Origin of the sequence: Brevundimonas sp. NIBR11, from assembly GCF_027912535.1 — a bacterium.
Classification (GTDB): Bacteria; Pseudomonadota; Alphaproteobacteria; order Caulobacterales; family Caulobacteraceae; genus Brevundimonas.
In genome coordinates this window covers 1,331,797-1,351,333 of sequence record NZ_CP115465.1, presented here as the reverse complement: position 1 = coordinate 1,351,333, position 19,537 = coordinate 1,331,797, and the positions used below count along the sequence as shown (strand labels likewise).

Annotated in this window: 20 protein-coding genes and 3 tRNA genes; 6 read left to right on the top strand and 17 right to left on the bottom strand. The window is 66.8% G+C overall.

What is annotated here, in order from left to right:
• Positions 1-16 precede the first annotated feature (16 nt).
• A complete protein-coding gene (locus O5O43_RS06710; protein ID WP_271086127.1) occupies positions 17-1,237 on the top strand; it encodes a cyclopropane-fatty-acyl-phospholipid synthase family protein in 1,221 nt (406 codons plus the stop codon).
• Here the strand turns inward: O5O43_RS06710 and O5O43_RS06705 are convergent.
• Entirely contained in the window at positions 1,224-2,789 is a 1,566-nt protein-coding gene (locus O5O43_RS06705) for a cryptochrome/photolyase family protein (RefSeq protein WP_271086126.1), read from the bottom strand. The genes O5O43_RS06710 and O5O43_RS06705 overlap by 14 nt on opposite strands.
• Here O5O43_RS06705 and sseA point away from each other — a divergent pair.
• The gene (sseA, locus tag O5O43_RS06700; RefSeq protein ID WP_271086125.1) at positions 2,788-3,624 is read left to right on the top strand and encodes a 3-mercaptopyruvate sulfurtransferase; all 837 of its coding nucleotides are present in this window, start codon (positions 2,788-2,790) and stop codon (positions 3,622-3,624) included. The two genes, O5O43_RS06705 and sseA, sit on opposite strands and share 2 nt — an antisense overlap.
• A 3-nt stretch (positions 3,625-3,627) precedes the next feature.
• Here the strand turns inward: sseA and O5O43_RS06695 are convergent, their stop codons facing one another.
• Together O5O43_RS06695 and O5O43_RS06690 are read right to left on the bottom strand one after the other, a co-directional pair.
• Positions 3,628-4,956 carry a dicarboxylate/amino acid:cation symporter gene (locus tag O5O43_RS06695; RefSeq protein ID WP_271086124.1) on the bottom strand — a complete coding sequence of 443 codons (1,329 nt, stop codon included), beginning with the start codon at positions 4,954-4,956 and terminating at the stop codon, positions 3,628-3,630.
• A 47-nt stretch (positions 4,957-5,003) separates the two neighbouring features.
• On the bottom strand, positions 5,004-6,113 hold the full coding sequence (locus tag O5O43_RS06690) for an amino acid ABC transporter substrate-binding protein (RefSeq protein ID WP_271086123.1): 1,110 nt from the start codon (positions 6,111-6,113) through the stop codon (positions 5,004-5,006).
• Positions 6,114-6,218: 105 nt separating this feature from the next.
• Between O5O43_RS06690 and metC the strand changes: the two genes are divergently transcribed.
• On the top strand, positions 6,219-7,391 hold the full coding sequence (gene metC / locus O5O43_RS06685) for a cystathionine beta-lyase (protein WP_271086122.1): 1,173 nt from the start codon (positions 6,219-6,221) through the stop codon (positions 7,389-7,391).
• Here metC and O5O43_RS06680 read toward each other — a convergent pair.
• From O5O43_RS06680 to O5O43_RS06670, 3 genes are all read right to left on the bottom strand, one after another.
• Entirely contained in the window at positions 7,388-7,648 is a 261-nt protein-coding gene (locus O5O43_RS06680; RefSeq protein WP_271086121.1) for a hypothetical protein, read from the bottom strand. The two genes, metC and O5O43_RS06680, sit on opposite strands and share 4 nt — an antisense overlap.
• 22 nt (positions 7,649-7,670) lie before the next feature.
• Positions 7,671-7,747 (bottom strand) — tRNA-Arg (locus O5O43_RS06675).
• A 67-nt stretch (positions 7,748-7,814) separates the two neighbouring features.
• Positions 7,815-8,120, bottom strand: coding sequence for an ETC complex I subunit (locus O5O43_RS06670; RefSeq protein ID WP_271086120.1), 306 nt, complete (start codon positions 8,118-8,120; stop codon positions 7,815-7,817).
• 154 nt (positions 8,121-8,274) lie between these two features.
• Between O5O43_RS06670 and O5O43_RS06665 the strand changes: the two genes are divergently transcribed.
• The gene (locus O5O43_RS06665) at positions 8,275-8,610 is read left to right on the top strand and encodes a hypothetical protein (RefSeq protein WP_271086119.1); all 336 of its coding nucleotides are present in this window, start codon (positions 8,275-8,277) and stop codon (positions 8,608-8,610) included.
• Positions 8,611-8,735: 125 nt separating this feature from the next.
• Here O5O43_RS06665 and O5O43_RS06660 read toward each other — a convergent pair.
• The 7 genes from O5O43_RS06660 to O5O43_RS06630 all read right to left on the bottom strand — a co-directional run bounded on the left by O5O43_RS06660 (position 8,736) and on the right by O5O43_RS06630 (position 13,598).
• Positions 8,736-8,812: transfer RNA gene (locus tag O5O43_RS06660), tRNA-Pro, on the bottom strand.
• A gap of 48 nt (positions 8,813-8,860) precedes the next feature.
• The gene (locus O5O43_RS06655; protein ID WP_271086118.1) at positions 8,861-9,337 is read right to left on the bottom strand and encodes a DUF192 domain-containing protein; all 477 of its coding nucleotides are present in this window, start codon (positions 9,335-9,337) and stop codon (positions 8,861-8,863) included.
• A 23-nt stretch (positions 9,338-9,360) separates the two neighbouring features.
• Positions 9,361-9,924 carry a cold-shock protein gene (locus O5O43_RS06650; protein WP_271086117.1) on the bottom strand — a complete coding sequence of 188 codons (564 nt, stop codon included), beginning with the start codon at positions 9,922-9,924 and terminating at the stop codon, positions 9,361-9,363.
• Positions 9,925-10,142: 218 nt separating this feature from the next.
• A tRNA-Glu gene (locus O5O43_RS06645) sits at positions 10,143-10,217 on the bottom strand.
• 71 nt (positions 10,218-10,288) lie between these two features.
• Entirely contained in the window at positions 10,289-12,106 is a 1,818-nt protein-coding gene (gene recJ / locus O5O43_RS06640) for a single-stranded-DNA-specific exonuclease RecJ (RefSeq protein ID WP_271086116.1), read from the bottom strand.
• Complete coding sequence (glpX, locus tag O5O43_RS06635) at positions 12,106-13,062, bottom strand: class II fructose-bisphosphatase (RefSeq protein WP_271086115.1); 957 nt, start codon at positions 13,060-13,062, stop codon at positions 12,106-12,108. Before glpX ends, recJ begins: the two co-directional genes overlap by 1 nt.
• 65 nt (positions 13,063-13,127) lie before the next feature.
• Positions 13,128-13,598, bottom strand: coding sequence for a hypothetical protein (locus tag O5O43_RS06630; protein ID WP_271086114.1), 471 nt, complete (start codon positions 13,596-13,598; stop codon positions 13,128-13,130).
• Between the two features lie 72 nt (positions 13,599-13,670).
• On the opposite strand from O5O43_RS06630, the gene phaC reads away from it, so the two are divergent.
• Positions 13,671-15,659, top strand: coding sequence for a class I poly(R)-hydroxyalkanoic acid synthase (gene phaC, locus O5O43_RS06625; RefSeq protein WP_271086113.1), 1,989 nt, complete (start codon positions 13,671-13,673; stop codon positions 15,657-15,659).
• On the top strand, positions 15,656-16,030 hold the full coding sequence (locus tag O5O43_RS06620; RefSeq protein WP_271086112.1) for a hypothetical protein: 375 nt from the start codon (positions 15,656-15,658) through the stop codon (positions 16,028-16,030). The genes phaC and O5O43_RS06620 overlap by 4 nt, the downstream gene beginning before the upstream one ends.
• Here the strand turns inward: O5O43_RS06620 and msrB are convergent.
• From msrB to rpsI, 4 genes are all read right to left on the bottom strand, one after another.
• Positions 16,017-16,523, bottom strand: coding sequence for a peptide-methionine (R)-S-oxide reductase MsrB (gene msrB, locus O5O43_RS06615; protein WP_271086111.1), 507 nt, complete (start codon positions 16,521-16,523; stop codon positions 16,017-16,019). The genes O5O43_RS06620 and msrB overlap by 14 nt on opposite strands.
• 6 nt (positions 16,524-16,529) lie before the next feature.
• On the bottom strand, positions 16,530-17,549 hold the full coding sequence (locus O5O43_RS06610) for an acyltransferase (protein WP_271086110.1): 1,020 nt from the start codon (positions 17,547-17,549) through the stop codon (positions 16,530-16,532).
• Positions 17,550-17,607: 58 nt separating this feature from the next.
• The gene (gene argC, locus O5O43_RS06605; RefSeq protein ID WP_271086109.1) at positions 17,608-18,546 is read right to left on the bottom strand and encodes an N-acetyl-gamma-glutamyl-phosphate reductase; all 939 of its coding nucleotides are present in this window, start codon (positions 18,544-18,546) and stop codon (positions 17,608-17,610) included.
• 501 nt (positions 18,547-19,047) lie between these two features.
• On the bottom strand, positions 19,048-19,536 hold the full coding sequence (gene rpsI / locus O5O43_RS06600; RefSeq protein ID WP_271086108.1) for a 30S ribosomal protein S9: 489 nt from the start codon (positions 19,534-19,536) through the stop codon (positions 19,048-19,050).
• Position 19,537 lies beyond the last annotated feature (1 nt).

Here is a 19,537-nt window from a genome sequence, read left to right as displayed (position 1 = left end):
TACCAAGGGTTCGCCGATGACTGTTTCGACCGCCGATCTTGCTTCTTCCGTCGAACGAACGCCCCGGGTGTTCGCCCTGCTGGTGCGGCTCCTGTCGGCGAACTGGACCTATGGCCGGCTGACTCTGAGCCTGCCCAACGGCGAGGTGCACCGGTTGGAGGGCGACATTCCCGGCCCGAACGCCGTCATGAACGTGCTCGACTACCGGTTCGCGGCGCGCGTCCTGGCCAACGGCGATATCGGGTATGCGGAAGGCTACATGGCCGGCGAGTGGGACAGTCCGCATCTTGCCGTGCTGCTAGAGACCTTGGCGTCCAACTACGATCATATCCGCCGGCTGTTCGACGGCAATATCGCCATGCTGGCGATCAACTGGATCGGTCACAAGCTGAACCGGAACTCGCGACGGGGGTCCAAGAAGAACATCACGGCCCACTATGACCTGGGCAATGCCTTCTATGCCGCTTGGCTCGACCGCTCGATGACCTATTCGTCGGCGAGATTCGCCTCGTCGTCCGAGCCGCTGGAGGTCGCCCAGACGCGGAAATATGCGGCGTTGGCGGAGGCTATGGACCTGAAGCCTGGCATGAAGGTTCTGGAGATCGGCTGCGGCTGGGGCGGGTTCGCGGAGTATGCGGCGCGCGAAATCGGCGCCCATGTGACCGGGGTGACCATCTCTCAGGAACAGCACGATCTGGCCCGCAAACGCTTGTTCAACGCCGGCCTGTCGGAGAAGACCGACATCCGGTTGATAGATTATCGCGACATCACCGGGACCTTCGACCGGGTCGCCTCGATCGAGATGTTCGAGGCTGTCGGCAAGGAATATTGGTCCGACTATTTCGACAAGGTGCGTGAGGTGCTGACGCCCGGCGGGCGCGCAGGCTTGCAGATCATCACCATCCAGGACGCGTTGTTCGAGGAGTACAACGCCCGCACCGACTTCATCCAGAAATACGTGTTCCCCGGGGGGATGCTGCCTTCGGAGGCGCGGTTGCAGCCGGTCGTGGAGGCGGCGGGCCTCAGCTGGGACAGCATCGACCGCTTCGGTATCGACTATGCAGATACGCTTCAGAGGTGGGACCAGTCGTTCCAGGCGGCCTGGGGCGACATTCGACGGATGGGCGGGTTCGACGAGCGGTTCCGGCGGCTTTGGCGGTTCTATCTGGGCTACTGCGAGGCCGGCTTCCGGTCGCGACGGACGGATGTGATCCAGTTGGCGCTCAGCCGGATCTGAGAACCGCGCCCAGCGCCGTCCTCGCGCCTTCCGCCTCCGCGAGCAGCTCGGCGCGGCGTTCGGGCCCGAACTTTTCCAGCGTGCGATAGGGCATGGCGAGGCGATGATTGTCCCGCAGCCGCTTCTGATTTCGCTCCAGAAAACCCCAGTATAGGCGATTGAACGGACAGGCGTTCTCGCCCGCCTTGGCCTTCACGTCGTAGCGGCAGGTTTCGCAGTAGTCGCTCATCCGGTCGATGTAGGCGCCTGACGACGCATAGGGCTTCGACCCCGTGATGCCTCCGTCGGCGAAGGTAGCCATGCCGCGGGTGTTGGGCATTTCCACCCACTCATAGGCGTCGGCGTAGACGACCATGTACCAGTCATCGATCTCGTCGGGATGGACGCCGAGCAGCATGGCGAGGTTGCCGGTCACCATCAGCCGCTGGATATGGTGGGCGTAGGCGTGGCTGCGGGTCATCGAGACGACGTCCGCGACGCAGGCCATGTCCGTTTCGCCCGACCAGTAGAACCACGGCAGGGTCCGGTCGGCGTCGAGGAAATTGCGCTGGCGATATTCCGGGACCTTCAACCAGTAGATGCCGCGCACGAACTCTCGCCAGCCGATGATCTGGCGAATGAAGCCCTCGACCGCGTTCAGAGGCGCGCGGCCTGCGTGATACTCGGCTTCGGCGCGGCGGCAGACGTCAAGGGGCTCCAGTAGGCCGAGGTTGATCGAGGTCGAGATCAGTCCGTGCCACATCCACGGCTCGCCGTGCGCCATCGCGTCCTGCCAGTCTCCGAAGCCCGGCAGAATGTTCGTCAGAAAGTCGGCCAGCACCGCCTCGGCCTGTTCCGTCGTTACCGGCCAGCCGAAGGCGTCGAGATCGCCGAAATGGTCGGGGAACAGGCGGGCGACGTCGGCGATCGCTTGCTTCGTGACCGCGTCCGGCGGGATCCGCAACCGCGCGGGCGGACGCAGGCCCTTGGTCAGCTTCTTGCGGTTCTCGGCGTCATAGTTCCAGTGGCCGCCGATCGGCTTGCCGTCCTCGAGCAGCAGGTTAGTGGCGCGGCGCATCTCGCGATAGAAATACTCCATGCGCAGTTCGCTCTTGCCCGAGGCCCAACGGCGGAAGCGGTCGTGGGAACAGAGGAATCGGTCGTCCGCGCGGATCTCGACCGGGACGGCGGCGACGCCAGCGAAGGCGGCCAAGGCCTCGGCCAGCCTCCACTCGCCGCATTCGGTGATCGCGACGGACTCGAACGGCTGGTCGTCCAGGGAGCGATGCAGTTCGCCAACGATGGAGTGGGTATTGTCGGGATCGTCGATGCGGACGTAGCGGACCGTTACGCCGCGCGCCTCCAGCCTCGCGGCGAAGTTGCGCATGGCAGCGAAGATCAGCGCGATCTTCTGCTTGTGATGCCGGACGTAGGTCGCCTCCGCCATGACCTCGGCCATCAGCACGACGTCGCGCTCCGGATCGATGTCTCGCAAAGCCGACAGGGTGTCGGACAGCTGGTCACCCAGCACGAGGCGAAGCGTGCCGACGGCGGCCGTGCTAGGCTTGGGCATGTCGCTCTTTCCTCCCCTCGTCTCCGCCGCTGAACTCGTGACCGCGTTGGGCGATCCCGACCTTCGCATTCTTGACGCCAGTTGGCATCTGGACGGCACGCCTGCGCGGCCGATCTTCGAGGCCGGGCACATCCCGGGGGCCGTTTTCTTCGATCTGGAGGCGATCTCGGACCAGGGCAGTCCCCTGCCCCACATGATGCCGTCGGCAGAGCAGTTCTCCGAGCAGGTCGGCGCGCTGGGTGTCAGCGAGACCAACCGGATCGTGGTCTATGACACCTTCGGACTGTTCACCGCCGGACGGGCCTGGTGGATGTTCCGGGCCATGGGATGCGACCGGGTTCAGGTGCTCGACGGCGGCCTGCCCGCGTGGCGCCGTGTGGGCGGGGCGCTGGAGATCGGAGCGGCCAATCCATCGCCCGCGATTTTCAGAGCGGATCCACGGCCCGAGATGATCGTGGGTCTGGAAGGTGTGCGCGAGGCCTTGGCCGCCGAGCGGCCCGTGCTCGACGCCCGGGGCTCACCGCGTTTCGCGGGCTCGGCGCCGGAGCCCCGTGCGGGGCTGCGGGCCGGACACATGCCGGGGGCGGTGAACCTGCCGTTCGCAGAGCTACTGACGCCCGAGGGCCTGATGCGGGAGCCAGAGGCGCTGGAGGCGGCATTCGCGGCCCGTGGGCTTGGTCCGGACGACCGACCGATCGCCAGTTGCGGCTCAGGCGTGACCGCGACCGTGCCTTTGCTTGCATTGGCCCTGCTGGGTCGTGAGGGCGTGCTCTACGACGGGTCCTGGACAGAGTGGGGCGGCCGGGACGACACCGAGGTCGTCACCGGCCCCTGACCGTCAGGCGACGGTGGCGACCGCCGGCTCAGTCTCGGGCGCGGGGGCGACCGGGTCGTCCTTTTCGCCGCGCGAGACGACGGTCGCCAGGACCAGGTCGCCCGTCACGTTTAGCACGGTCCGGCACATGTCCAGGAAGCGGTCGACGCCGAGGATGAGGCCGATACCCTCGGCCGGCACGCCCACCATGACCAAGATCATGGCGATGACCGGCAGGGAGCCCGCAGGCACGCCGGCTGTACCCACGCCGCCCAGGATGCAGACCAGCATCACGACCACCTGCTGGGTGATCGACAGCTCGATCTGGAAGAACTGGGCCAGGAACAGGACGGTGACGCCCTCGAATAGCGCCGTGCCGTTCTGGTTGGCGGTCGCGCCAACGGTCAGGACGAACCTGGCGATCTTGCGCGGCAGCTTCAGCTGGGTCTCGGCCGCCTTCAGCGACACCGGCAAGGAGGCGTTGGACGAGGCGGTGGAGAAGGCCACCACCATCGGCTCGCGCACGCCTTTGAAGAAGAAGATCGGATTCATGCCGGCGCCGATCCACACGACCAGCGGATAGACAACGAACATATGGATCGCCATGGCGCCCACGGCCACGCCGACGAAGGCCGCCAGACGCACCATCAGGTCCCAGCCGAACAGAGCCGCCAGGTTGAACATCAGGCAGGCGATGGCGATCGGAGCCAGTTTGATCACGAGGTTGATGAGCTTCATCGTGACCTCAAGGACGCCCTCGATGACGTTCTGGAGCCGGTCTGTGTTCGGGCTCTTGGCCATGACCAGGCCGATGCCAAAGAACAGGGCGAAGATCATCACCGGCAGAATCTGGTTCTCGGCCATCGCCGTGACGACGTTCGAGGGGATCAGATCGAGAAAGAAGCTGCCCAGCTGGATGTTCTCCGGGGCCTTTTCGACGATGGCCGCGGCGCCCTCGGCGCCTTGGGCCAGCAGTTGTCGCGCCAACTCCTGATCGACGCCGTCGCCGGGGCGGAAATAGTTGACCATGGCCAGGCCGATCACGACCGCGATCGAGGACACCACGATGGTGAGGAGCAGGGTCTTGATGCCCGCCCGACCTAGCGATTTCAGATCGCCCATCTCGGCCACGCCGATGACGAGGGCCGAGAACAGCAGCGGGATCACCAGCATGAACAACAGGCGCAGGAAGATCTGGCCGGCCGGCCCGGTGACGTTCGACGTCACCCACTGAACCCAATAGGTCTCCGGGCCGATGTACTGATTGACGTACAGACCCGCTCCAAGGCCGATCGCGAAGCCGAGAAGCATCAGCCAGTGGAGCGGAATGCCGCCCTTCTTCGTCGTATCCATTCGTCCCCCGAAAGGCGTCGCCTGCGTCCCCGCAGCGCGCCAGAGCTTTAGCGAACCGGCAGGCCGTAGATCAGGCCGCCCGGTCGAGCGTTCCATTGTGCATTCAACCCGCGGGCCAGGTCGAGAGGCGATTGCGAACCGAGGTTTCTGTCGAAGATTTCGCCGTAGTTGCCGACGCCTTCAACGGCCTGAGCGGCCCAGGTTTTGGACAGACCCAGACGCGGCCCGAAATCCCCCTCTGCGCCCAATAGCCGGCGCACCTGGGGCACACGTGAGCTTTCCGCCTGTTCCTCGACATTGGCCTGGGTCACCCCCAGCTCCTCGGCCAGGATCAGGGCGTTCTGCGTCCAGCGGACGACGGCCGTCCATTGTTCGTCGCCACGACGGGTGACCGGGCCCAGCGCCTCCTTGGAGATGATGTCGGAAAGGATCACGTGTTGCTGCGGGTCGGACAGGGTCGTCCGGGCGGCGGCCAAGGCGGAGACATCGGCGCTGAAGGCGTCGCAATCCTCGCGGCCATAGGCCTGCCGCGCGGCCTCCTCGGTCGGCAGGACTACGGCGCGGTAGTCGATGCCCCGGCTGCGGAAATAGTCTTCGGCGTTCAGGGCGCTGGTCGAGCCGGCCTGAACGCAGACACGGGCGCCGTTCAGCTCCGAGGCGCTGTTCAGGTCCAGCGACCGCCGCACCAGGAAGCCCTGGCCGTCGTAGTAGTTGATCCCGGCGAAGCTCAACTGGCCCGCCGTGTCGCGCTCCATGGTCCAGGAGGTGTTGCGGTACAGGACATCGATCCGGCCATCGTTCAGGGCCTGGAAGCGATTCTCGGCCGTCAGGGGCACGAAGCGCACGGCGTCGGCGTCATCGAAGATCGCGGCGGCTAGACCGCGGCAGAAATCGACGTCGAAGCCGCGCCACTCACCGCGATTGTCGGTGTAGGCGAAGCCGACCAGACCCTGATTGACGCCGCAGTTCAAACGTCCGCGCCGCTTGATCGCCGCCAGGGTCGGGCTTTCGACGGGCGCGGCCACCGTGTGGGTCGATCCCGTCGTCGCCACGGTCGCGGGCTCATCGGCATCGCCCTCGCCTCGCCCGCAGGCGGCCAAAAGGGCCAGGCCCGCGAGGACCGCGCCTCGCATCCAGAAACCGGTGGCTCCGCCCATGGTTCGTCCCGCGTCCGCTGCTTGTCCCGACTCGCGTCGGGACCCCTTGCGCCCCCGCTGCTTTAGAGGCCTTTGGGACCACGTTCGCAACCCGTCGAGGCCGCCATGGATCTGCTTTCCGACCGCACCCGTCTGATCGCGGCGGCGACGCGGCGCGGCGAAGGACGGCGGCCGGTCAATCCGCCGATCGAACGGGCCTCGACGATGTTGTCCGACGCCGTCGGCGACATGCGGGATGCGAGTCTGGGTCCGCTCTACGGCATCGACGGCACGGCGTCTCAGGACGGACTTCGGCGAGCGATCTCTGACCTGGAGGGCGCAGAATCCTGCTGGCTCGCCCCGTCAGGTCTGGCTGCGGTCACCCTGCCGCTGCTGGCCCTCACGAAGCCGGGCGACGAGATCCTGACCACGGACGCCGTCTACGGCCCCGTGCGGCGGTTCCTGACCCGCTATATGGCGGCGCGCGGAGTGACGGCGCGCTTCCATCCGGCGGAGGCCTCTGCAGAAGAAGTCGCCGCCCTGGTGTCGGATGCGACGCGGCTGATGCTGATCGAGGCTCCGGGCTCGCTGACCATGGAGATGATCGACGTTCCGCTGCTGGCCGAAGCCGCGCGGGCGCGGGGCGTTTGGACGGTGATGGACAACACCTGGGCCGCCGGTCTGGCCTTCAAGCCTTTGGCGCATGGCGTCGATGTCAGCGTTCAGGCCCTGACCAAATACGCGGGCGGCCATTCCGACCTGATGCTTGGGGCGGTCTCGGCCAGCGATCCCGCGCTCGTGAAGGCGATCGCCGAAACCTATGAGGACGTCGGCCTGTGCGTCTCGCCCGACGATGCCTGGCTGGCGCTGAGGGGCCTTCGCACCCTGCCTCTGCGGTACGCGGAACAACAGCGATCCATGATGCAGGTCGCGACTTGGCTGGCGGATCAGGCGGAGGTCTCGCGCGTCCTGCACCCTGCCCTGCCCGGCGATCCGGGCCACTTGCTGTGGAGCCGGGACTTCACGGGCGCGGCGTCGCTGTTCGGCGTGGTCATGCAGGGCGGCGACACCCAGACGGCCCACGCCTTCCTCGACGCGCTAAGTCTCTTCGGCCTCGGCTATTCCTGGGGCGGCTTCGAGAGCCTGATCACATACGAGACGCCGCAGATGGCGTTCCGCGTGGCTCCGCCCACATTGGAGGGGCCACTGCTCCGCCTCCACATCGGACTTGAGAGTCCGTCGGAGCTGATCGCCGACCTGGAGATTGGTCTGGCGGCCTGGCGCACGGCGGTGGGCTAGGCGCCGATCTCGGGCATCATGCCGGTGACGAAGCCGCGCATGCCGGTCTGGGGCTGGAGCATGCCGCGCAGAAACTGGACGGTGACGGCCGCCCGGTCCTCGAACTCGAATCGGCTCTGGGTGAATTTGCAGTTCGAGAAGCTCGGCTGCTCCAGGCCCTTGAACACCAGTTGGGCGTTGTTGAACTCGCAATCGATGAAGGTCTTGCCGTCGACCAGGGTCCGTCCCTGTAGGGTCTGGTTGCGAACTTCGGCCATGCGGTTGTCCTTGCGATCGAGATGGCGCGCCCTGCAGGATTCGAACCTGCGACCGTCCGCTTAGAAGGCGGGTGCTCTATCCAGCTGAGCTAAGGGCGCCGAAATTTGGTCTCGCGTGGCTCAAGTAGCGAAACGCCGCGCGCTGAGCGATAGCCGCCCTAAATGATCAATGCGTCCAGGGCTGCTTGCGCGAGGTGGCGAAATTGTCGGCGTAGGCCTTCAGGATCACCGGCGGCTCCTGGGGCTCGTGGAGGCGGAAAGGGATGCCGTGACGCTCGGCATAGGCGACGGCCTCCTCCTTGGTCTCGAAGGTCAGGCGGACCTGGCCGTTCATGTCCGAGGAACTGGTCCAGCCCATCAGCGGATCGATGGTGCGCGCCGAAACCGGCTCGAAGTCCAGACGCCAGTCCCTGGACTTGGCCTTGCCCGACTGCATGGCGGTCTTTGCGGGGCGGTAGATGCGGGCCAGCATGGCTAAATCTCTTGATCGGCGGAAACCGGGTCCTACACCGCGCCGCAATGACCGCCAAGTCCGACGCATGTGAAACGGCGGAGTGATTCCGGTGGCCAAGCTTGCCCTGCGGCGCCCGGTCGTTCAGCCTTTGGGCCAATGAAAGGACGACCTCATGATCATCGCCGCCCTCGCCGTCGCCCTGATGGCCCAGACCGCTCCGGCCGCTGAGCCCTCCGAGGCCGAACAACAGGCCGCCGCCCAGCAGGTCCTTGACGGCATGAGGCAGATCTACACCGTGCTGGGCTCCTGCGAGCGGCATTTCACGCCCGAACAGGTCGCGGGGATCCGGCGCACGCTCGAGCCCGACGCCGGCGCCGTGGGCCGGACACCGCTGCAGCAGTTGCTGGATGACGCCTATCAGACGGGCAAGGCGGACACCTCGAAATCCGCCCCATTCTGCCAGCGGGCCATGCAGATGATCGCGGAGTCCCAGGCGGCGCGGAACTGATTGGACAATGTCGCCAACCGATGCGGCTAAAGCAACGAAGCGCCGCACGTTGAGCGGTAGCAACCAACCGTGGCTCAAGCAGCGAGACGCAGCGCGTCGAGCGGTAGCCGCACTGAAAAGATGGATGGTCGGAGTGAGAGGATTCGAACCTCCGACCCTCTGGTCCCAAACCAGATGCGCTACCAGGCTGCGCTACACTCCGGCGGAGGGGTCTGCCAGCAACCGGGCCGTTGTGCAATGCAAGATTGGCTCAAGGCTTGAAGAAGGGGTGGACGATGGTGTCGCCCGGCTTGGCCCCAATCTGTTCGGTCAGGCCCGCGCGAACCTCGAGGACCCCGGTCGCGGCCCCGTTCGACGGCAGCGGAGCTTCCGAATAGGGCGTGGCGTGGTGGGCGATGGAGACGATCTTGCCGGTGCCGTCGATGTAGATGATGTCCAGCGAGCTCGGCGTGTTGCGCATCCAGAACGACCGCTCGGCCGAATCCGGGAACTCGAACAGCATGCCGCGGTCGTCGGCCAGGGGCGGCCGGTACATCAGGCCGCGCTCGCGCTCGGGCTCGTCGTCGGCGATCTCGACCCAGAGCTCATGCTCGCCCGAGGACGTGACGACCTTCAGTTCCTCCAGCGGATTGCCGGCCGCATCCACGGGGACGTCGGACTTGGCGCAGGCGGAAAGGGCGAGGCCGAACGCCAGGGCGCCGGCAATCAGGAAAAGTCTCGACAGCATGACCGCCCTTTCGGGGCGACTCTTCAGCCGCCCGGTCTGATTTCCGCGACCACCAGGCCCTTGGGGCCTTCGGCGAATCGCACCGCGACCGTCTCGCCGGGGACCAGATCGTCCAGTCCGCAGCGACGCAGGGTCTCGATATGGACGAAGATATCGCCCGGATCGGTCGCGCGCACCACGAATCCGTAACCCTTGGTGCGGTTGAACCATTTCACCGTTGCGGCCTCGAGGTCGCCTGTCGTCGCAGTGTTCATGGGTTCACGAATGGCGCGGGCGTCGGCACGAAGGCTGTCGTACGCGGAACGCCGCGCAGAAGCCTCAACCTCGCCTTCGCCCAGGTCGTGAACCTGAACCACCTGCCAACCTTTGGGTCGCTGGGCGCAGTCGCAATCGATGGGGGCGCCCTCGCCGGCCGAGTCCCAGCCGCCGTCCCGGAGGCCGCTGATGTGCAGCAGGACGTCCTTGCCCTCGGTCTGGGCTGGGTCATCGGGCACGATGAACCCATAGCCCTTTCCGGCATCGAACCATTTTACTCGGCCGACGATGCGGACCGTGTCCGTCGCGTCCAGCCCCTCGAAGTCAGACACTTGAAGCCCCCCGTCCGCACACTCCCTGCAGACCGGTCACGTTTAACACGGTTCTGTGAACGCGGGAAAATCCAAAAACACCGGTTTCAACCGCGCAGAGGGTCGAACGCGCAACGAAATCAGACGGCGTCGCTGATCAAACGCGGCGGCGCGAGAGGAACCCGCGCGTCGCAATGGCGGCGAGGGGCGAAGATCAGCAATGAATGGAATGCCCCGCGTGGCAGTCCCTAGGGGAGTCGAACCCCTCTTTTCAGGTTGAAAACCTGACGTCCTAACCGATAGACGAAGGGACCGCTGCGCGGGGAAGCGGCGATATAGCCAACGCCCCCTCGGGGTGCAAGCGCCAAAACGAACCCGAAACCAACTAAGTCGCCATACGCGGATCGGCGACGTCCTCGATCTCGAATTGCACGCCCTTGCGGCCGTTCCAGTCGTCCGCCTTCAGACGACCCGCGACACTCAGACCCCCCTGCCCCGACAGCAGCGCCTTTCCCGTCGGCAGGTCGGCGCAGCGCCAGGCGATGGCCTTCACCGAGGCCCCGTCGGCCCCAACCAGACGGCAACGGACGTGACCGCCATTCATGGCCACGGGCTCGCGCGCCTGCACGCCGCCGAGGGCGAACAGGGGCTCCGGATTGGCGGGACCGAAGGGGGCGAGGCGTTCGAAATCCTCCAACAGGGCGCGTGTCGCCGCGCCGGGTTCGATCAGGGCGTCGACCTCGACCCAGTCCAAGGCCTCGGCATCGACCTGTTCGTCGGCCATGGCGGCGTTGAGGAAGTCCCTGAGAGCATCGATGCCGTCCGGTTTTACGGTCAGGCCCGCCGCCATGGCGTGCCCTCCCCCGGCCAGAAGCAGGCCCTCGCGCCAGGCCGCCTGGACCGCGCGGCCGAGGTTCATGCCGGGCTGGGAGCGGCCGGAGCCCTTGCCGACGCCCGCGACGACGTCGACGCCGATGACGATGACGGGCTTTCGCCAACGTTCGCGTAGGCGGCCCGCGACGATGCCGACGACGCCAGGGTGCCAGTCCTCGCCCGACACGACCACGACGGCCGAGCCGTCGGTGTGCTGGCCCGTCGCTTCGACGCGACGGATCGCCGTCTCGGCGACCTCGCGCTCGACCTCGCGGCGGGCGATGTTCAGGCTGTCCAGTTCCTCGGCCAGAGCCTGGGCTTCGAGCGGGTCGTCTGTCGAGAGCAGGCGTGCGCCCAGATCGGCCCGGCCAATCCGTCCGCCGGCATTGATTCGTGGGCCCAGGATGAAGCCGGCGTGATTCGACTTGGCGGGGCCGGGTGCGCTACCCGCAACGGCCAGCAGCGCCCTGAGGCCCGGATTGGCCCATCCCGACATGACCTTCAGTCCCAGGCCAGTGAGGGCGCGGTTGAAGCCGGTCAGGCCCGTCACGTCGCAGATCGCGCCCAGCGCCGCCAGATCCAGCCACTGGCGAATATCGGGCTCGGGCGTCATCGCGAACAGTCCGCGTGTGCGAGCCTCTCGGTTCAAGGCGGCCAACAAGACGAAGACCACCCCGGCCGCCGCCAGATTGCCTTGGCCCGACGTGTCGCCCGGCCGGTTCGGATTGACGACCGCCAGACACTGAGGCGGTTCCTGGCGCATCATGTGATGGTCGATGACGACGACCTTCAGCCCGATGGCGCAGGCATGAGCGATGGCCTCGTTGGCCGCCGCGCCGCAGTCCACGGTGATGACGAGATCGGCGCCCGACGCCTTCAGCCGGTCGAAGGCGAGCGGGCTCGGGCCGTAACCCTCCGTCAGCCGGTCGGGAACATAGATGGGCAGGTCGGCGCCCAGGGCCCGGAACCAGCGCACCAGAAGCGCCGCGCTGGAGGCGCCGTCTACGTCGTAATCGGCGAAGACGTGCACCGCCTCACCGGCTTGGATCGACGCGACGATGGCCTCGGCCGCCGCGTCCATGTCCATGAAGGACGACGGATCGGGGAACAGCCGCTTCAATGTCGGCTCCAGGAAGTCTGCGCCCTGGTCCGGTCCGACGCCCCGCGACGCCAGCGCCCGCGCCAGCGGCTCGGACAGGCCGAGCGTCTGCATGTGGACGCGGATGGTCGAGGCCTCGGCCGGACGCTGTCGCCAGGCCCGGCCCGAGAGCGAACGGGAGACGTCGAGGAACCCCGGCGCGAGACCGGCGGCTGGGGCTCCGTCCGCCATCAGATCGGGCGGGTCGTGCGGATGCGGCGCACGGTGCGGGTCGAGGAATCCATCACCAGCGTATGCGTCGTGACGAAGCCGTTCCCCATCTGCACCCCGTCCAGCATGGCGCCCTTGGTCACGCCGGTGGCGGCGAAGACGGCGTCCTTCGACACCAGCTCGTGCAGGTCGTATTTGCGGTCGAAGTCGGTCACGCCGGTACGCTGGGCGCGGGCGCGCTCGTCGTCGTTGCGGAACAGCAGACGCCCCTGGAAGTGGCCGCCGACACACTTCAGAGCCGAAGCCGCCAGCACGCCTTCCGGCGCGCCGCCCGAACCCAGATAGAGGTCGATGCCCGTCTCCGGCTCCGCCGTGTGGATGACGCCGGCCACGTCGCCGTCGGTGATCAGCATGACGCGGGCGCCGACCTCGCGCAGAGCCGCGATCAGAGCCTCGTGGCGCGGGCGGTCCATGCAGCAGACGGTGATGTCGCGCGGATCCACGCCCTTGGCGGCCGCCAGCGAACGGACGTTGTCCTGCGGGCTCATGTCCAGATCGACGGTGCCCGGCGCATAGCCCGGCCCGATGGCGATCTTGTCCATATAGGTGTCCGGGGCATGCAGCATGCCGCCGCCGGCCGACATCGACAGCACCGTCAGGGCGTTGGCCATGGCCTTGGCCGTCAGGGTGGTGCCTTCCAGCGGATCCAGGGCGATGTCGATGGCCGGGCCTTTGCCGGTGCCGACCTTTTCGCCGATGTAGAGCATGGGCGCCTCGTCGCGCTCGCCCTCGCCGATGACGATCTTGCCGTCGATATCCAGGCTGTTCAGCGCCGTGCGCATGGCGTCGACAGCCAGCTGGTCGGCGTGTTTCTCGTCGCCGCGGCCGATCTGGGCCCAGGACGCAATGGCGGCCAGTTCGGTGACCATGGCGGCGTCCGCGGCGAGGGTCGAGGCGAAGGGGGCCGTGTCAGCCATGCGTGTATGCTCCTGAGAGGGCGAGATGATCCCCGGATTCTGTCGACCGGGCGATAGAAATGAGGTCAGCGGGGCGCGGGACCCCGGTCCACCGGCGGCGGAGCGGTTCCGCGCTGGCGAGTGCGGCGGGCGAACGCCTCGACCTCGGCTTGGGTCTCGGCGGTGACGGGTGAAATCTGTTGGGCGTCCACGCGGCTGTTCACCTCAGCGGCGAAGGCGGTTGGATCGCCGAGCTGCCAGTCGATCCGCGCGGCCTCGGCAGCCAGATCGGAGCCGCTGGATCGCAGGGCGCCCACGCGCGAGGCGACCTCGACCGGCTCCGGCAGAGGCTCGGAAGAACGGGGGAAATCCTCCCAGCGTGGGTATTCGCGATTAGCGTCCACCAGGGCCTGGACGCGGGGCGCGACGGGCGAGGCGGCGTCCGTTTCCGGGTTGAACGCGCTCGCGCATCCGCCCAGCCCGACCAGGCTGGCGGCGACCGCCAGCCCTCCCACTATCTTTTTCGCCTGATGCGCGTTCATCTCGGGGCTGGTCATATGCCATCATCACGACAGGCGGAAGGGCGGAGCACACGCCCGACCTCAATAGGGAAGCGCGCAGAGGACCTTATGGCCAAGACACCCCGGACCCCGCCAGAGCCCCTGCCCGCCGCCAAGGCCCCGCGAAAGTCCGGCCGCCCGACCTCCGCCAAGCCGCGCGGGGCCAGGCCGAAGCCCGCGCCGGTCGAGCCGGTCGCCGCCGAAGCCGCCCCAGCCCCGGAGCCCAAGGCCGCCGCGCCCTCGCCCGATCCGACCCCGCCGCCCGCCGACCATCCCTTCGCCTTCGCCGGCGCCGAGCAGCAGCGGGAGATGCTGGAAACCCTTTCGCTGAACCTCGCGAAGGCCGCGATGACGGCCCAGTCGGCGATCGCCGAAGCCGCCCTAAGTCAGGCCGATCGCCCCGCCGCCCTGTCGCCCGACCCGTTCAATGTCGGGCCCGCGATGAACTCGGTCATGACCAGCCTCGCCTCGCGGCCGGACAAGTTGTTCGCGGCCCAGGCCGATCTGTTCAACCGCTACATGGACCTGTGGGCTACCTCGACCCGACGGATGTCGGGCGAGGAAGCGGCTCAACCGTCGAAGGACAAGCGATTCAAGGACCCGGCTTGGTCCGAGAACCCGATGTTCGACATCATGCGCCAGTCCTATCTGGTCACCTCGGACTGGATGAACGGGTTGGTCTCCTCGGTCGAGGACGTCGATCCGCGCACCAAACGCCGGGCCGAGTTCTTCACAAAGCTTCTGACCGACGCGTTCTCGCCGTCGAACTTCCTTGCGTCGAACCCGGCGGCCCTCAAGGCCATGGCCGAGACCAACGGCGAATCGCTGGTGAAGGGGATGCAGAATTTCGCCGCCGACCTCGAACGCGGCATGGGCAAACTGAAGATCAGCCAGGCGGACTACGGCAAGTTCGTCGTGGGCGAGAACGTCGCCACAGCGCCCGGTCAGGTCGTCTGGCGCGACGAGCTTTTCGAACTGATCCAGTTCGACGCCGCCACGGACACTCAGCGGGCCGTCCCGCTGCTGATCTTCCCGCCCTGGATCAACAAATTCTACATCATGGACCTGCAGCCGGAGAACTCGCTGATCCGCTGGCTGTCGGCCCAGGGCTTCACTGTCTTCGTCTGTTCGTGGGTTAATCCCGACACCGACAAGGCCGGGTTCGGCTTCGACGACTATCTGGAACAGGGCATCTATCGCGCCGTCGAGAAGACGCTGGAGCAGACCGGCTCGAAGACCGTCAACACGGTCGGCTACTGCATCGGCGGCACCCTGATGGGCGCGGCCCTGGCGCACATGGCCGAGAAGAAGGACGGGCGTGTCGCCGCCACCACCTTTTTCGCCGCCCAGCACGACTTCGCCGAGGCCGGCGACCTGCTCCTGTTCACCGACGAGCACTGGCTGAACGAGATCGAGCAGCAGATGGACGCCGCCGGCGGCGTCCTGCCCGGCGCGGCGATGGCGGAGACCTTCAACGCCCTTCGCGCCAACGACCTGATCTGGTCGTTCTTCGTGTCTAACTATCTGATGGGCAAGTCGCCTGCGGCCTTCGACCTCCTGTTCTGGAACGCCGACCAGACGCGGATGCCCAAGAAGCTGCATATGGACTACCTGCGGTCCATGTACGGCCAGAACCAACTGGCGCGGGGCCAGTTCACTATCGGCGGGGTCAAGGTCGACCTGTCGAAGGTGACGATCCCGCTCTACTTCCAGGCCAGCCGGGAGGACCATATCGCGCCCATGAACTCGGTCTATCGCTCGGCCAAGGCGTTCAGGAACGCGGCCGTGACCCTGACGCTCGCGGGCTCCGGCCATATCGCGGGCGTCATCAACCCGCCGAGCGCGAACAAATACCAGCACTGGACCAACGACGACCTGCCCGACACCCTGGCCGAATGGCAGGCGGGCGCGGCCGAACATCCGGGCAGTTGGTGGAACCACTGGGCCGCCTGGTTGCATGACAAGTCAGGCGACTGGGTCCCGGCTCGCGATCCGAACACGGGGCCGTTGAAGCCCATCGAGCCGGCCCCCGGCTCCTATGTGAAAGTGAAGTCTTGAAGCGTATCGAGCCCAACTTCCTGCTCGCGGTCTCGACCGTCATCGCCCTGAGCCTGCTGATCGTGACCGGCGCCGTCTTCGGCGAGCCCGGCGGCGCGGTCAAATACCCGATCATCGCGGTGATATGCGTCGTCGCCTTCGTCGTCGGCAACGGGATGATGGCTGGAAGGACGGGGCGGATCACGCCGCCATTGATCAATCTCGACACGCCCGCCACAGCCGCCTGGGCCGGCGCGTTTCCGATGATCGTGATGGCCTTCGCGGCCATTCCCCTGCTCTGGACCGGCCACGACTACGGCCTTCTTGTCATCCTCGCCTCGGTGATTGCGGGGGTGACGGTCGAGTCCGCGCTGAAGGCTAGGCGGGCCTGAAGCTCAGCGAGACGCCGTTGTTACAGTAGCGTTTGCCGGTCGGGCGCGGTCCGTCGTCGAACACATGCCCCTGATGCCCCAGACAGCGGGCGCAGTGGTACTCCGTCCTCGGGATGCCGATCGCGAAGTCCTGCTTGGTCCCCAGCGCCCCGTCGATCGGCGCGTAGAAGCTGGGCCAGCCAGTGCCGCTGTCGAATTTGGTCCGCGACTGGAACAGCGGCAGCTCGCAGCCTCGGCAGACGAAGGTCCCCGCGCGATGCTCGTCGTTCAGGGGACTGGTGAAGGGCCGCTCCGTGCCCTCGTGGCGCAGGACATTGTAGCTCGCGGCCGGCAGGCGCTGCCGCCATTGGGCGTCTGTCACACGGCGGAACGGCGAGTTGGCGTACTGCGCCTCCGACGCATCGGCCTGCCCCGGCGAGGAGCAGGCCGCGAGGGCCGTGGCGGCGCCGCCGAGCAGCAGCATCCGGCGGGACAGGATCAGGGGCTGGGTCATGGCGGATTATACGTCGGTCCGATTCAAATGGTTTCGGCTGCCCGTGCCGCCCCGTTGAACGACGCCCGCCGCCCACCGCATGATCGGCTTCTCCACTGACACATAGAGAAGGGCGGCCAGGCCCACGGTGGCGGCGATCATCGCCGCCTTGATCGGGATGTTTCCATCCAGCGTCTGCTCGGAGGCGAAGACCTCTGCGACCCTCAGGACCGGGATGTGCACGAGGTAGATGCCGTAGGACCAGGCGCCGAGGGCCTGGAACGGCGGCGATGACAGTAAGGTCCTCGTTCTGGCGCCCAACAGGATGGCGAGGCACGACAGCGGATAGAAGGCCAGGATTACCTCGGGCGCCGTCCTGGACAAGCCCATGACGAGGAACAGGCCGGCGACCACGGTCAGGAACAGCGAAGGTCGCGGGGGCGCTGCGCCCATATTTCGATAGAGGGCGAACAGGACAAACCCGGTCAGGATGCCGACCGCGCCACGCAACGCTCTCTCATCGTGTCCCGTGATCAGCAGCACGTTGAGGATCATGCCGGCCACAAGACCGATGCCGAGCAGCACTCGCGTCGTGCTTTGTCCGAACGCCAGAAGCCGGGGCGCGAGGAACACGGCGAGGAAGGGGACGAACAGCTCAGGGGCGACGCTCCAGGCCGGAAAGTTGATCGCGGGCTGATCGACGAAAGTGTGCACCATCGTCACATTGCTGAGGATCGCCCAGGTCGACGCCGATCCGCCGCCGATCAGGAGGACGGCGAACAGCGTCAACAGATGGACCGGGGCCAGCCGTGCGACACGCTTGATGACATAGCCCCGCGCGGTCGGCGGACGCTGCTCGAACGACGCGCACAGCACAAAGCCGCTGAGGACGAAGAAGAAATCGACGCACAGACCCCACTCGCCGCCGTGCACGGCTCCGTGGGTCAACCTCTCGATCAGGCCGTTCAGCCCGAAGTGGAACAGCATGACGGTGCAGGCCAGCATGCCGCGCATACCGTCCAGGTCGGTGTAGTGATCCCGTGTCATGCCATCCCCCGTCGCCACTCTAGCGAGGCGAGGAACCGGCGCAACGCCGACGCGGGGATCAGCTCAGCCCGGTCGCCTCGTTCAGCCCCAGCATCAGGTTGAGGTTCTGCACCGCCGCGCCGGACGCCCCCTTGCCGAGGTTGTCGAGCAGGGCCACCAGCCGTGCCTGCGATCCGTCGCGGTGGCCGAAGACATGCAGGCGCATCGAGTTGGTGCCGTTCAAACCCTCGGGATCCAGTCCGGTCATGGCCGCCGTCTCGTCCAGCCCAGCGACCTCGACGAAGCGGCAGCCGTCATAGGCCTCGACCAGGCAGCCGTGCAGGCGGTCGATCGACGGCGTCTCGGGCAGGGCGGCGAGCTGTAGCGGAACCTCGACCAGCATTCCCTGGCGATAGGCGCCAACGGCCGGGGTGAACAGGACGTCGCGCTTCAGGCCCGAGTGCTTCGTCATCTCCGGCACATGCTTGTGCTGCAGCGACAGGCCGTAGGCGCGGTAGGCGGGAGCGCCCTGCCCGCCCTCGAACTCGGCGATCATGGCCTTGCCGCCGCCGGAATAGCCCGACACGGCGTTGACCGTCACCGGCCAGTCGGCGGGCACGAGCCCAGCCTTCACCAGCGGCCGCATCAGGCCGATGAACCCGGTCGGATAGCAGCCGGGGTTTGACACCCGGCGCGAGCCGCAGATCTCGCCACGCTGGACCGCGTCCATCTCGGGAAAGCCATAGGTCCAGCCCGTAGCGACCCGGAAGGCGGTCGAGGCGTCGATGACCCGGACATCCCGATTCTCGATCATGGCTACCGCCTCCTTCGCCGCCTCGTCGGGCAGGCACAGGATCACGGCGTCGGCGGCGTTCAGCGCCTCGGCCCGCGCGGCGGGATCCTTACGCCTGTCGCCGGTCAGGGAGATGAATTCCAGGTCCGCACGACCCTCAAGCCGCTGCCGGATCTCCAGCCCCGTGGTCCCGGCCTCGCCGTCGATGAAGATGGTGTGGGTCATGGAGCGGTACTCTGTGAATCGAGGTGCAGCGTATTTGCGATTGGAGCGGGTGGGTACGCCTGCTCCAAATTGTCCGCCTGATGAATTTCCAAGCGGGGTATTCCATCCTGATCCAGCTTGACCGTCGCTGAGATGGTCATTCGCCCCGTCGGTATCCATCCCCGTGTGGGCCGCAGGGATTGCAGGCGGCGCCAGAACGCGGCGCGCTCATCGGCCGTCGCCATCCCGGCCTCCATGAGAAGGGGCGTGTCGGGGCACGCTGTAGGGACCGCGAGATTGCCGCCATGGACGCCACCAGAGGTGAAATAGACATCCATCCGCGCCCGCTCGTTGAGGCGCAGATCACCGGCAGAACAGAGGAGGTCGTGGGACTGCGAAGTGCAGCCAACTACGAGGGCGGAAGCAAAGAGGGCCGCCGCGGTCCACATGAGCCAACTCCAAAAGAAAAAGGCGCCCCGGGTGATCCCCGGAGCGCCTTTGTATTCCAAGTCGCGGTTGCGACTAGCGCTTCGAGAACTGGAAGGAACGGCGGGCCTTGGCGCGGCCGTACTTCTTGCGCTCGACGACGCGGCTGTCGCGGGTCAGGAAGCCGTGCGGCTTCAGGACCGGGCGTAGGCCGGGCTCGTAGTGCGTCAGGGCGTGCGACAGGCCGTGGCGGATGGCGCCGGCCTGGCCCGACAGGCCCGAACCCTCGACCGTGCAGACCACGTCGAACTGGGTCATGCGGTCGGTGACTTCCAGAGGCTGGGCGACCATCATCTGCAGGATCTCACGGGCGAAATACGCCTTCAGGTCCTTGCCGTTGACGGTGATCTTGCCCGAACCCGGCTTCACCCAGACGCGGGCGATGGCGTTCTTGCGCTTGCCGGTCGAGTAGGCGCGGCCCTGGGCGTCCAGCTTCTGGACGTATTCGGGAGCCGATTCCGCGGTCGAACCGCCGAGGCCCTTCAGGGCGTCGAAGCCGGTCGCTTCTTGCGTGACGTCGGTCATG